This is a genomic window from Chitinophaga sp. 9-1-y, from assembly GCF_059511905.2.
Genome location: NZ_CM197955.1, coordinates 2,204,827 through 2,218,085, shown reverse-complemented (window position 1 = coordinate 2,218,085; position 13,259 = coordinate 2,204,827). Strand labels below are relative to the sequence as shown.

The following is a 13,259-nucleotide window of genomic DNA, read 5'->3' as shown; positions in this document are numbered from 1 at the left end:
AGGTGGGGACTTTTGTTATCTACTCGTTTAGGTTGCGGTCATTATTAGCTGGCTTCAATAAACCATCTGCCCTTTCCTTCGCGGTAGGCTCATCAAAATTGACAAGTAATGGAATTTCCAACAACATGGCCACTAATGCGTCTTTCGTCGTTACCCTGACATTACTGTCGGCTTGTTCACGCATCAACTGATAAGCCTGTACGAAATCTTCATTTGTGGGTATTCTCTGTAAATGGATACTATTCGCTTTCGTTCCAACCACCTGCTCCAGGTATTTTGCTGATTTAGGGAAGACGATATAAATGAATTGATTATTATCCGGGTTTCCCTTTAACTTTTTGCGGGCGGCAACACTGGATTCTCCCGGCTGGTTTTGTGGCCCTCTGTCAAACACAACACCAATAAGCGAATCCACTATCTTACCATGGGCATCCAACCGATAAGTAATGGTTACATCACCTTCTCTTACGCCCAAACGTTTAACCCCATCAAAATGGTGTTGCCCGGAAGCAATACCGGGTAAAACAGTTCCATATAACGTGTTCGGATCAAAGTCACATTTATATTTTCCTTCAAAGGAATTACCTTTTTGTGTGGTGCTGTTCTTCCCTTTTTTTTTGGCGAGACGCCAATCGTCATCTTCATCACAATCGGCCCGAAAGCCAATGGAAGCGGTATCTCCGTATATGGTAAGACTATAATTTTTTTTATAATACCCATGTGTTGGTCCGTGATTGACCTCATTTACCCTGTAACTAACAGGAGCCGTTGATACTACCGGAATAGTTGTGGTACCGGAATAGGTTTGGCCATAAACAACAGTGGTAAGCCCTATGCAAAGCAGGCTTAAAAAAGGGGTTGTTGCTAACAGTTTCATAGTTGACAGATTTTGAGGAAAAGGGGTTGAATTAAAAAAGTACTATTATACTTACACAGAAAGCTCCTGCACTATACCATCTGAAGATAGTATTTTTTAATCCATTCCTACATTCCTCCTACTGTTACTTTACAAAACTACCATCTCCCCGCCGCGAACCGGTGGCAGATTTACTGCGGGTAAAGCGCTGCGGATTCCACGACAACTGGCATAAGAAGTAACGGCTTTTAAGATTGGATACCGCATTGGTATACCCTGTAGCTGTTTGCAAAATGCTGTTATTATTATTCTGTTGAAAAGCATCCATCACCATAAAGCTGATGATGGCATCCTTTCTCTTCAGAAACCGCTTCTCAATATTAGCATTGAGTACAAAGGGATGCTGGCTCACTGGCAGGCTGCTGGCCCGGGTGACCGTTTGTCTTGCGCTAACATTTATCTTCAGGTCTGCCGGGAAGTAAATACCGGCATTGATGTGCGCATTCAGTTCATTATTATACAATGGGCGTCCCGGTTGCAATGAATTCTGGTTGTTGCTGGTATTGTATGCCACATCCGGCGCCAGATCCAACCATTTTACCGGGGTAAATAATGCCGTAAAGCTATAACTGTTCATGCGTTGATCTGTTTGCTCCAGGCTACCATTTGCTAAAAATACCTGCTGCCCCCATTGATGCATGCCATTTATGCTAAGCGTTGTATTCATTGGCTTCATGTTTTTAGACAATGAATAAAAAAACGATTTATTATCCCCGCCTTGTATATTGAGGTAGTGGGTTTCCGTACGGATGGTATTGGTGACTGAATCTACCAGGATAATCCTGTTAGCACCGATATTGCTGCCGGTGAAACTATAGTTGAAAGCAGTATTAAATACGATGCCCGGCCTGGGAATATTCTTAAAAATCTGCACGACAAGGGTATTACTAACCCCATTTTTCAGATCCGGGCTTCCAATGGTTACATCAAACGGCGTGGCATAATAGGGCCTGGGATTAAGCTGGAGCAGTGTAGGCAGATTTACATTCCTGGCATAAGATGCGCTCAGCAGTCCTCCATTCTTAATTTGATATTTAAAATCTATCCTGGGAGTAAAAAAAGCGGACCGGGTAGAAAGATCTAATTCCTTCAAACGAAACTGGCTATGCCGCCAATTGATTTCGTAATTGCCTCTCAATTCAATGGACATTGCGTTCAGCGGAGAATAAGTGACTGATATTGCAGTGGGTAAGCGGTAGTTCAACAACACATTATCGTTACTGAGTTCCGTCAACCGTTTTGCCGGCTGGTCCGGTATAAGTTGGTCCCGGTAATTAATATCTGCATTCCTGGTGAATCCTGGTGCTGTTTCCAGGCTAAAGACATATTTTTTCCGCCATTGATACATCAAAGCAATATTCGCACTGTAAGCAGATAAACTAGTCTTTTGTTGCTGGAACAGGTGCAGGGAGCTATCCGGCTTCACACCACCGGCACTATAAGTATCGGTGTTATCCTGTCCGGATCCATCTCTGCTGTTGCCAGTAGCCGCAATTCGTACCTGCAAACTCACTTTCTTCCCCTCATAAAAATGCAGGGAAGAATTTAACTGGTAAGAAGGTGCCTGTGAACGCATGCCTGTTCCAACCTGCTGCAGGTTATCAAATATTCCTGTTTGGCGGATTTCGCGAAAGTTATTACTTACACTGCCGGATGAGGAAACACTTGCCTGGGTCATCATCCTGAAAATTCCTTTTTGCAAATCCGCATACAAGAGCAGGCTGTGGCTGGTGAAGGTATTATCATCGGTGCTGGTAGTATTTTTCTTCAGATTTCCTTCCTTATAAAACTCCTCTGAAATAACGGACGTCTCATTCCGGGCATGTGCTCTGTCAAGACTATAGTTTATCCCATATCTCAAGCGCCCGATTTTGTCCCCGTAATTCAATTGCACAGCGGTCCGGTTTTGCATGCCGCCCGATCCGCCTCCACCTACATCACGTCCCAAACCTTCCGTCATCTTACTGATGGTACCTAATGGTGCATCCCTTTTGATGCCTGATGGCTCCTGCCCCACTGAAACGGCAGCCTCCCAGGTATGTATGCCATCAATAGATTTAGCGGAAAGCATGCCTGAATAACGATCCTGTGTGCCGGCAGCCAGGCTTCCGAGGTACATTTTGCCGGCCGATTTATCTGCCTTGGTAACAATATTCAATGTTTGAGAGGAAGATTCTGACATAGATTTCCTCGCACCTGTTCCGGTTTCATTATCCTGGATCACCTGTATCCGCTCTACAATATCGGCGGGCAGTTCCCTGATAGCGGCCGCCACATCTCCGTCAAAGTACCTCGTTCCGTTGAAGAGTGCCCTGCTAACAGGCTTGCCATTGTAACTCAACGCACCATTGGCATCTGTCGAAAATCCCTCCATCCGCTTCAGCATATCTTCCAGGCGGGCATAGTCCCGGACAATGTAATCTTTCGCCCAGAACTCTGTAGTATCGCCTCTTTGCTGCGGTCCTTTCTCCGTTGTGACTACAATCCCTTTTAGTTGTACCATGCTGGAAGTCAATACCAGCGGTGGTAATACCAGGATAGCCTTTGTGTCGTTCAGGAAGTATTTCTTAAAGTAAGGATGATAACCTGCCATCTGTACTTCAACGGAAAAAGATTCACTGTGCACCTCCCGGAAGTTAAATACCCCATATTCAGAAGTAAGGGTATGCAGGGTATCTTTGGAAGAAATCAACCTGATGGCAGCAGCCGGAATAGCCTTACCCAGACTATCCCGGACTACACCATTCACTCTTCTCACCGTTACCGGTGTTGGTTTAGACGGCAATTGCGCAAAAAGCGCGGCGCCGGATATGAACAAAAGTGCGACAGTTAACAGGAATTTATACAAAGGATTTATTTTAAGAGATAAGTAACCGATAATTTTGCATCTTTCACCAGCGCGTCAATGCTGTTCCCCGATCCTTTGCTGAAATCAAAATGGGCCTTGAGGTTTAACAGGTCCAGCGCTGTTGCTAAATCCTTCTCCGAACCGATAAACATCCTGATGGTACAGGTTCCTGTTGCCACCGGCAATAGCTTTCGGGGAATCGCCAACTCACCATCCGCTCCAATCCAATAAGCAAATTCGCCTCCATCAGGACCTTCCCCCGCTTCTTTGGCAACTACCTGCTTATACCAGAAGCCTCCGGCAGCCTGAATCCCATAGTCGTTGTACACCGTTAAAGTATCAAATGAACTGCCGCCCGCTTTTTTAAGTTCCAGGTGATTCCACATCTCATCTTTATTATCGCTATAATGGCCGGGATAAACAATTTGAACACCCGGCTTATCGCCATCACCGATTTCAAACATCATCCGTTGGGGCAAGGCTATATTCCACGCAAATTTTGGACGCTTAAACGCGATGTACAAAAAGTCCTGGTCGTTGTGTATGTCGTAGTAAAGCACTGCCGCCTTATCGTAGTGCTTCAATGATGCGCCCCATTCAGACAGTTTACCGTCTACAATGACATTCTCCGGTCCGGATGTTTGTGCATAAACAGCATGGGAAAACCCGCAACAGGTAAATAATAATGTATTCAGAATCCTTCGCAGGTGCATGGTCGTTTTTTTTACAGCTATCCCTATATTCAAGTCATACAGACAATCTGCTGCTCCCCTTCACAGGGTACAAACAGGCATTGGAGGCAGTATTTTACTACCCCTGTCATCTCTCCAGGTCCTGTTTAATAGATATAGATGGCTTATTCTTACCTATAGACAACAAAATCATCAAAAAGGGTGAAGACAAAATAGATCAGGATAAGTATTCCCTCCAAAACATTACATTAATTTAAAATACATATAACCCCTCCGGACGGGGTTAAAATATTTTTACCTTTACCGGGTGATAAATCGCCCATTCCGGTATATAATAGCGAACAAACAGCACAGCAGCATGCAAACAATATCAGACAACACCTTGCTTATCCGGCTTAGAAGTGAGCACAGCACTGCTTTTGAAGAACTTTATCACTACTGCTACCCCTCCATTGCCTCCTATGTCGTCCAGCACCACGGCAAAACTGAAGATGCGGAAGATATCTTCCAGGAAGCCATGATTGTTCTCCTCCGGAAAGTAAGGCAGCCCGGTTTTCAACTCACTGCCTCCCTGAAAACCTATCTCTTTTCCATTGCCCGAAACTTGTGGCTAAAGCACCTGCGGGACAATAAACTGCTACCGGTAGCCGATGTTGACAGCTACCAATGCCCCGAAGAAGCCTTTGTAACCACCCTGCATCCCGAAAAAAGCAAAGACGAAAAAGTGCAGTCCTGGATCACGAGGATCACCCTGCATTGTCAACGCATCTTAAAAGCCGTTTTCTTTTATCGGGAACCCATGGAATTGCTCATGAAAAAAATGAAGTGGAAAAACAAGCACACAGCGGCAAACCAGCAATACAAGTGTATTCAACAAATTAAGAAAATCAAACAACAGGAGGAAGAATGATAGTTTTTTGGGTGATTGTTTTGCCAAACGGGTATTAATCAACAAATCACCTTTAAAACAACCGTATATGTCTGCAAAAACAAAAATCATTCTCTGCATCGTTTCCCTGGTATTAACAGGCGTTTGTCTTTATCATTTCTTCGGTTAACAAAAACAGGGAAAATGAAAACAAATGATTACGAAAAGTTGGAGGACAACGGCCCCTCCTGCCCAATTATCCCGGCGCACCTGCCCTGGTATAAAAAAGTCATCCTCACCTTCTTCCGTTTCGGTGTATGCCCGTTATGTATTACCATGAGTATTGCCTATAGCATTCGCCAGATGGCAAAGCATCACACCGTCAGAAGATAGCAACGTATATCCGTTGACGTAATAAACAAGGATGCATCGGAAAAGATGCATCCTTGTTGCTGCTAATAGCCCGATCCAGTTCCCGGATTGGATCCTGTACCGGAGGTCATTTGAGTGCTGGTTATCTGCCCCCTTATTTCTCCATTCGGAAAAGTTGCGGTATGAATATTTACATACCAGTTACCAGACAACAAATCGCCGGCTTGTCCCTGACTGATCACGGCTGTTCCGGAAAATGTACCACTGGCGGTAGCCGGAAAACCTGTAATACTCACTACTACCGGGGCAGAAACGCCCGCCGCTCCGGGCCCGTGAAAGTGCATTCCTGTGGGCGCCCCACTTATTTTACTCCAGGTAACCGTATAAGTAATTTTATACGTCGACGGATCATAAGTACCTGTTAAAGTACCCGTAGCTGTACTGCTGTTGGCAGGTGTTTCCTGCGCCCCCGTCAGCGTAGCACTGATGGAATACGTATTACCTCCGCCAGGATTACCATTATTACTACCATAGCCCCCGCCACTACAGGCAGTCATACACACAGCAAAAAATAAAGAACTGTATGCCAACCACTGTCTCTTCCACATGCGGGAGAGCGATATCTTTTTCATAACAGTTGTTTATAGTTAATACGCGCAATGAGTGTCAATAGTTGCGTCATTAACGGTACTTTAACGTCCCGCTAACAGTGCTGGGATAACGGTTTTATACCATATAAATACATAAAAATGTCTATCTTCCCGTGAAACAATTGCTTATGTTAGACCCACAGATCAGCGAGCGAATCAACGCCAGTTTTGGCCGCCAGAAATTAATGCAACTGTATGGTGCTTCCATTGAAAATATCGACAGCGGCGCCATTTCCATCGCCGTTCCTCCTACCGATTTCCTGTTGCGTACCTCCGGCATTTTTCATGGCGGGGTGATTGCCGCACTGGCTGATTCCGCCGGAGGATATGCCGCTACCACACTTTACGCGGAAGATGTTTCCTTCCTGACCATAGAATTTAAAATCAATTTTCTCCGGCAGGCAAAAGGGGAAAAACTGATCGCCCGGGCCAGGGTTATCAAGGGAGGCGCTACCATTACCATTGTGCAAACTGACCTGTACATCATCAGCCAGGACAAAGAATCCCAGGTGGCCACCGCATTACTCACCTTCATGAAAGCCAGTAAATAAACCATGGAAATCATTACTATCGCCCCTTTCCTCGAATATTACGATAAAGTACGGGCGCGTACCCTCCGGCTGATAGAAGTAGTACCACGGGACCAGCTGGACTGGTGCTACCGCCCCGGCAAATTCAGTATTGGCGACCAAATCAGGCACATCGCTACCATTGAAAGATATATGTTTGCAGAAACCATTACTGGCAGAAAAAGTGCCTACCAGGGCTGTGGTAAAGACCTGGCCGACGGCTATGATAATGTACTGACCTTCTTCAACAAACTACATGAACAATCGCTCGATATTTTCCGTGGTTTAAGCGATGAGGATCTGCAACGTACCTGCACTACGCCCGGTAATATAAATATGCGTACCTGGAAATGGCTACGCGCCATGGTAGAACATGAGATCCACCACCGCGGCGAATTATATATCTACCTGAACCTGTTGGGCGTAAAAACACCTCCCATGTACGGACTTACCTCAGAAGAGGTAGGGCGAAACAGCTGTTAGCTGTTAGCCTTTAGCCTTTAGCAAAATGCAGCGAAGACCACATAACATGATCTTCGCTGCATTTTGCTAACTGCTAACTGCTAACAGCTAACAGCTATAGTGACCGGTATATTATTTTTTACTGCTTTCGAATAAGGGCAGGTATTATGCGCTGCATCCACTACCTGTTGTGCCATCCCAACTTCCAGTCCGGGCAATGCTACGTTTAGCCGTGCCTGTAAGCTGTAGTCACTCCCACTTAACACCAGGTCTACTTCCGCATTTACCGCCGTGCCTTCAGGCAGGCGGACGCCTCTTGCCTGTGCAGCAATCCCCATCGCCCCAATGAAACAGGCCGACCATCCTGCAGCAAACAGCTGTTCCGGGTTGGTGCCCTTTCCACTGCCTGGTGTACCCAGTTTAATTTGCAGTTGTTCATCGCTGCTGGTTGCCAGCCCTTCGCGGCCGCCTGTGGTATGTGTTTTTCCGGTATATAATACTTTGTTCATGATAATGTGTTTTTATATTTTATGTTAGTGAGACAGATACTTACGATAACCAGGTATGCCTATTTATTGTGAACGGCCACTTTGCCGGCTGCAATGATTTTCCCGTCGCTGTTGCGTTGCACAAACCCAATCAGTTCCCAGTCCTGGCTGTTAAAGCCTGCCGGAATATTTACCAGAACGCTTTTATTCTTGTCCGGGTCAATCGTCGTCAGCTGCCGCACGATTTGCACATGCGATAATTTCCTGCCTGCATTTTCGCCTGCTCTTACATTGCTTTGCGCATTTTTCTGCACAAAGGCCAGGTGTAAGCGTGTATGCTTTTGAGGCGCCGGAAGTGTCCATGATACATTCATTTTCCCGTCTGCGGATTGTCCTTCCAGTGCCAGGTTTTGTCCCTCATTGGCATTAAAGGCTTCATTGATGCGGTAGGTAATATTGCCGGCATCGGAGCCAACATACTGGCTGCTGCCGTTAATAACTACCTGTGGCGTATATACGCTGTTGAGGTGAAGCCAGCCGGCATATGCTTCCTGTCTTTCTGAGAAGCTATGCTGACTAAAGCTGTCTTTCCATCCCTGGTGATCCCAGTAATCCACGTGAAATGCCAGCAGGTACAGTGGTTTACCCTGGCTTTCTTTCTCCAGGCGTGCCAGCAATTCATCTGCCGGCGGACAACTGGAGCATCCTTCAGAAGTAAACAGCTCCACTACTGCGAAGCCTTTGGTACTATCGGCAGGGCTCAGCAACGCATGGGAACTATTGCCGTAAGAGATATTACAGGCGCCCAGTAACAGGGCAAAGAGTGAGGATATCATTAATGTTTTCATATGCCAGGTTTTAAAAGATCAGTGTGGATCGCATGGATACCATGCGCGGTCGATGGTTTGTATAAAAGTAGCTCTTCTGTTTGTATCAGCCGGCGTGTATTGGTCGCCGTTATAACGCTGCAATGAGTAGGCCGGGGCTTTTCCGGTAATGGTGGGTGGCACCTCTACGGTTTCCACCCGGAGTAACTCGCCGTTGATATCGCTGCCAAACCAAAATTGATTTGCCTGTTCGCGGTAGGTGACCAGCTTATATTGGGCGCCGGGGAGCTGGGTGGCTGGCTGACGAACATGACCATCCATGGCTGCGGGATTGCCATATAACATAGCTACCTCGCCGTTTTTTTCGTTGATAACCGTGGTAATCACCTGCAGGCCACTATCATTGAAAGCAAATGGCCGGATGGCAGGCAGTGCTGCCTTATTGCCGGAGCAACTGCTGATTCCAATAACCAGGATAGTTAAGAATGTGATAACGCGCATGACTATATTAATTAATGGTGGAAAGATCGAAGATACCGCCGGTATTGCCGGCTGCTTTATGACAGGAAGCGCAGGTTTGCGCCGTGAGCACCGTACCGTAGGGTTTAAGTGCCGGTGTTTCAAATTTGGCGTAGCCCCATCCATCCGTATCCCTGTACCGTTGCTGATCCCTGACCATATACTGCACATTCAGGAATTTACCGGGATGAATGTATCCTTCGCTATCCCGCTCCTTTTCCCATACTACCTTGGCGATGATAGCGCCATCGGGCCAGGGATGAATCTGATTATTTTTGATCGCCCGGATGGCGATAGGATTGGCAAACATCACCCGCATGGTGGTATTGTCGAAGCGGGAAGTAGTACTCATCACCTGCCATGTTCTGAACTCGGGCATAAAGCGTATTCCCGTGGCCGCAACGGGCAATGTAGCCGGCGTGGGGATACTGTCTGCCACTGGTTTACCGCTGGCTGCCGGTACTGTTTTACGTTTGGTATTGAGATAATCCCGGAGCGTCGCCAATTCAGCTGCTGTCACCGTAGCATTACGATGGAGTGCTTTGTAGGCCGGCAAAGGCATGGTACCGGAATTAATCATGTTGTATGCTTCCCAGAGCGCGCCGTCCTGTTCTGCTTTGGAAAGCCGGTCCCATTCAGAAAAGTTCAGGTGTTTGCGGGCCGTGCGGATATCATGGCTCACCAGGGAGGCTATGCCAGGCAATTTATTGAACCACTGCACCTGCGACGTGTTGGAATGGCAATCATAACAGGCATGCCGGAAGATCTGCTTCACTTCCTCCGGCGCATCCAGGTCGCCCGTCACAGGCGGATGATCCGCCACCGTAGTATTAAAAGAAAAGACGGCAGTTGCTACCACTATTATCCCTGCCGTAATGCCTGCCAGGCTGCGTTTGTTTGTTATTTTCATGTGCCGAAGTATTATGACACAAAGAGAAAAAAAGTTGGAAACAGGTAAAAACGGAATGCCCTGTATCCGGCAAATGAGGGGGCGAGCCGGGCATATTCCCGGATGAACCTGCAAAGCAGTTTCACCGGCCTAAACAGCCACAGGAAAGCAGTTGCCGCTATGAACTCCCCAGCTGCCGGGTTCAGGGCCAGAAATGCCGGGTTCACCTCTTCCTTGTTTCCCTGGCAGGGAAATACCATTATCTTTGGTGCGCTATGAATAAAAGGAAGCCATTCAAAATATCCGGGCGCATCATATGGTTAAGCTCCTTGTTTTTAGGGGTTATTGTATCATTACCCAGCCTGATTCAACACGAGTATAACCTATACGAAGTAATCGCCAATTCGGCTATTACCTTCGTATTCTCCCTGTTTGTATGGTACTATAATATGTACACACTCCCGGTATATACCTCGCAGGAAGTAGCCCGGGGATTTTCATTGTATCCCCTGCTCAGGAACCTGGTAGTGGGCGTAGTAGTGATGTTCCTTTTATCTTATGTACAACAGCTGATACTCACACATATCAATTTCGGACCGGTGATGCTGATGTTTGAAGTGAGAGGGATACTGATCAACCTTACCTTCTATATGTTCATCCACCTGCTATATCAAACTTATCAAAACCAACGGGTAAGTATAGAGCTGGAACGCAGTAAGATGGATAACCTGGCGGCACAGTTTGAACTGCTGCGGCAACAGGTAAATCCACATTTTCTTTTTAACACCTTGAATACGTTGAAATACATGGTGGAAAGCGGGGATGAACACAGCGTAGACTTTATCCTGAAGTTATCTGACTTTTACCGGTTTACCCTGGAAAACCGGAAGCTGGACCTGATCCGGTTATCGGAAGAATTAAAAATTCTGCAAGCCTATATCTATTTACTAAAAGCGCGTTTTGAAGAAGGGTTTGATGTGGAAATCAACATTCCTCCCGCACACGCCGCCACCATGATACCTCCATTCACTTTACAACTGTTGGTAGAAAACTGTATTAAACACAATGTGGTAGCACCTGACAAAACGTTGTACGTAAAAATTTATGCTGAAGATGACTACCTCGTAGTTTCCAATAATGTACAACCTAAGATGACCCCTGAAGTGTCTACCGGGATTGGTTTGGAGAATATCAACGAGCGATATGATCATCTTCTCGGAAAAAATATTGACATATTACCTGCATCAAACACCTTTACTGTAAAACTCCCGATTATTCATGAGGATAGTCATTATTGAAGACGAAATTAAAGCCGCTAAATCGCTGGCAAACCTGGTGGCTAAAAGTCGCCCCGACGCTACGGTAGAAGCAATGCTGCATAGTATAGAACAAGCGGTTACCTACCTCGCTACCAATCCACCGCCCGACCTGATTTTCATGGACGTGCAGCTTTCCGACGGGCTATGCTTTGAAATATTCCGTCTGGCGAAAATTTCCAGCCCGGTGATATTCACCACAGCCTTCGGAGAATATGCGATGGATGCCATTAAATCCAACGGCGTAGACTACCTGCTGAAACCCTTTTCTGCGGCAGACCTGGAAGCAGCGTTCCAGAAGATAGCACAATTCAAAAACTTCTTCCAGCAACAATCCCAATCCGATTGGCAGGAGCTGGTAAAGCGACTGGATAAACCGGAAAGTAAAAGCAGCTTCCTGATTTTTCACAACAACCGGTACATCACCGTGCGCACCGAACAAATTGCTTATATCTACATTAAGTACGATGCACCCTATATAGTTACTTTCCAGCAACAGAAATACATTATTCCACAAACGCTGGAACAGTTGCAGTCCCAGCTATCGGCCAAACAGTTTTATCGTTTAAACCGGCAATACCTGGTTAATTTTGATGCCATCAAAGAAGTAGAAAACTTTTCTTCCCGCAAGCTGGGATTACATCTTATGGTGCCTACGGAAGAACAGCTGGTGGTGGGAAAAGACAAGATGACGCAATTTTTGCAGTGGATGGAGAATAGGTAATCTGCATGATTTTTTTTATATTCGGATGATAGTCCCCCATTAGGGGCGACTGCCGCCTACTATGCAACAAATCCCGTTCTCCCAAAAATTCATTACTTGTACACTGGCCGGCCTGGTTATAGGCGCCACCACGTTACGCATTGGTTTTACATTTATGCGTACCTGGCTGCCAACACCCGTGATTGTAAATATCCCTACGTTGCTGGTAGTGGCAGCTGTTATATCTGCCATCATATGGCAGATACGGAAGTCCTCTACCCCTGCTACTCTTGCCTTTTGGCAGGGATTAATACGTTATGGCGTTGCATTTGATCTCGCCACCTTCGGATGGGAAAAGATTTTCCATTTTCAATTTGTGATGCCATTGAGCAAGTTTGATCTGCCTTACAGCAGTTTTTCGTCATCCGACTTATTCTGGTCTTTCTTCAGCCATTCATATACGTTAGGAGCCATTATTGCCGGATCTCAGATCATGGGCGCGCTACTGCTGCTATTCCGGAGAACACGGCTGGTCGGTGTTTTTATATTACTGCCCATACTAGCCAACATTTTACTAATGGATATATTTTATGAGATAGGTACTTCTGTGGTTATTCATGCATCCATTATGTTATCAGGTGTGCTGTACTTCCTGTTCATAGAATTTGACCGGCTGAAAGCCTTCTTCTTTGCAGCAAAAGATCAACTGCCGCAGCTACAACTATCAAAATATGTAAAAATCATCATCCGTCTTTCCATTATTTATATCCCGCTTCTACTTATTGCCACCCATACAAAAACCAACCAGGATCCGGATCTGATGGGCAAATACGAGGTCAAACAGCTCATCATTAACCATCAGACGCTTCATCGTACGGATTGTGCAGACAGCCTGCTGACCACGGTATACTTCGACATAAAAAATGGATGTGTATTTGAATTCAATACGGTTCAGAAAAGGTGGTATGGAAAGTATCAGAAAAAGAATAATCAACTGACTATAAATTGGCAGGAACCTACCGGTATTCCAGCTTTGAAAGGGGTTATTTCGCCGGTGAATGCTAATGCTCCACTAACATTCACCGGCATTGTGGGAAAAGATACAATGAGCGTAACCTTACAAAAAACAAGTCATTAGAT

Annotated in this window: 15 protein-coding genes; 7 read left to right on the top strand and 8 right to left on the bottom strand. The window is 46.0% G+C overall.

What is annotated here, in order from left to right; genetic code table 11:
• Nucleotides 1–19: 19 nt before the first annotated feature.
• From AC5ZC7_RS08760 to AC5ZC7_RS08750, 3 genes are all read right to left on the bottom strand, one after another.
• Nucleotides 20–877, bottom strand: coding sequence for a hypothetical protein (locus AC5ZC7_RS08760; protein WP_496162783.1), 858 nt, complete (start codon nt 875–877; stop codon nt 20–22).
• Between the two features lie 124 nt (nt 878–1,001).
• Nucleotides 1,002–3,764 carry a TonB-dependent receptor gene (locus AC5ZC7_RS08755; protein ID WP_511911453.1) on the bottom strand — a complete coding sequence of 921 codons (2,763 nt, stop codon included), beginning with the start codon at nt 3,762–3,764 and terminating at the stop codon, nt 1,002–1,004.
• 5 nt (nt 3,765–3,769) lie between these two features.
• Nucleotides 3,770–4,477, bottom strand: a complete 708-nt coding sequence (locus AC5ZC7_RS08750) for a hypothetical protein (protein WP_496162780.1) — start codon at nt 4,475–4,477, stop codon at nt 3,770–3,772.
• A gap of 337 nt (nt 4,478–4,814) precedes the next feature.
• On the opposite strand from AC5ZC7_RS08750, the gene AC5ZC7_RS08745 reads away from it, so the two are divergent.
• Together AC5ZC7_RS08745 and AC5ZC7_RS08740 are read left to right on the top strand one after the other, a co-directional pair.
• Complete coding sequence (locus AC5ZC7_RS08745; RefSeq protein ID WP_496162778.1) at nt 4,815–5,366, top strand: sigma-70 family RNA polymerase sigma factor; 552 nt, start codon at nt 4,815–4,817, stop codon at nt 5,364–5,366.
• 162 nt (nt 5,367–5,528) lie between these two features.
• Nucleotides 5,529–5,717, top strand: a complete 189-nt coding sequence (locus AC5ZC7_RS08740) for a hypothetical protein (RefSeq protein ID WP_496162776.1) — start codon at nt 5,529–5,531, stop codon at nt 5,715–5,717.
• 62 nt (nt 5,718–5,779) lie between these two features.
• On the opposite strand, the gene AC5ZC7_RS08735 is transcribed toward AC5ZC7_RS08740, so the two are convergent.
• Nucleotides 5,780–6,328 (bottom strand): CHRD domain-containing protein, encoded by a 549-nt coding sequence (locus tag AC5ZC7_RS08735; protein ID WP_496162774.1) that lies wholly within the window; start codon nt 6,326–6,328, stop codon nt 5,780–5,782.
• Nucleotides 6,329–6,474: 146 nt separating this feature from the next.
• Here AC5ZC7_RS08735 and AC5ZC7_RS08730 point away from each other — a divergent pair, with 146 nt between their 5' ends.
• A complete protein-coding gene (locus tag AC5ZC7_RS08730) occupies nt 6,475–6,897 on the top strand; it encodes a hotdog fold thioesterase (RefSeq protein ID WP_496162772.1) in 423 nt (140 codons plus the stop codon).
• Between the two features lie 3 nt (nt 6,898–6,900).
• On the top strand, nt 6,901–7,398 hold the full coding sequence (locus AC5ZC7_RS08725) for a DinB family protein (RefSeq protein ID WP_496162771.1): 498 nt from the start codon (nt 6,901–6,903) through the stop codon (nt 7,396–7,398).
• Between the two features lie 80 nt (nt 7,399–7,478).
• Here the strand turns inward: AC5ZC7_RS08725 and AC5ZC7_RS08720 are convergent, their stop codons facing one another.
• The 4 genes from AC5ZC7_RS08720 to AC5ZC7_RS08705 are packed head-to-tail and all read right to left on the bottom strand — an operon-like array spanning nt 7,479 to nt 10,121.
• Nucleotides 7,479–7,886, bottom strand: a complete 408-nt coding sequence (locus AC5ZC7_RS08720; protein WP_496162770.1) for an Ohr family peroxiredoxin — start codon at nt 7,884–7,886, stop codon at nt 7,479–7,481.
• Between the two features lie 59 nt (nt 7,887–7,945).
• Complete coding sequence (locus tag AC5ZC7_RS08715; RefSeq protein WP_496162769.1) at nt 7,946–8,713, bottom strand: DUF1223 domain-containing protein; 768 nt, start codon at nt 8,711–8,713, stop codon at nt 7,946–7,948.
• 18 nt (nt 8,714–8,731) lie between these two features.
• A complete protein-coding gene (locus tag AC5ZC7_RS08710) occupies nt 8,732–9,193 on the bottom strand; it encodes a hypothetical protein (protein ID WP_496162768.1) in 462 nt (153 codons plus the stop codon).
• Between the two features lie 7 nt (nt 9,194–9,200).
• The gene (locus tag AC5ZC7_RS08705) at nt 9,201–10,121 is read right to left on the bottom strand and encodes a heme-binding domain-containing protein (protein ID WP_496162767.1); all 921 of its coding nucleotides are present in this window, start codon (nt 10,119–10,121) and stop codon (nt 9,201–9,203) included.
• Nucleotides 10,122–10,375: 254 nt separating this feature from the next.
• Between AC5ZC7_RS08705 and AC5ZC7_RS08700 the strand changes: the two genes are divergently transcribed.
• The 3 genes from AC5ZC7_RS08700 (at nt 10,376) to AC5ZC7_RS08690 (ending at nt 13,257) form a co-directional block, all read left to right on the top strand.
• Nucleotides 10,376–11,398 (top strand): histidine kinase, encoded by a 1,023-nt coding sequence (locus AC5ZC7_RS08700; RefSeq protein WP_496162765.1) that lies wholly within the window; start codon nt 10,376–10,378, stop codon nt 11,396–11,398.
• Nucleotides 11,379–12,140, top strand: a complete 762-nt coding sequence (locus AC5ZC7_RS08695; protein WP_496162764.1) for a LytTR family transcriptional regulator DNA-binding domain-containing protein — start codon at nt 11,379–11,381, stop codon at nt 12,138–12,140. Before AC5ZC7_RS08700 ends, AC5ZC7_RS08695 begins: the two co-directional genes overlap by 20 nt.
• A gap of 61 nt (nt 12,141–12,201) precedes the next feature.
• Nucleotides 12,202–13,257 (top strand): hypothetical protein, encoded by a 1,056-nt coding sequence (locus AC5ZC7_RS08690; protein ID WP_496162763.1) that lies wholly within the window; start codon nt 12,202–12,204, stop codon nt 13,255–13,257.
• Nucleotides 13,258–13,259 lie beyond the last annotated feature (2 nt).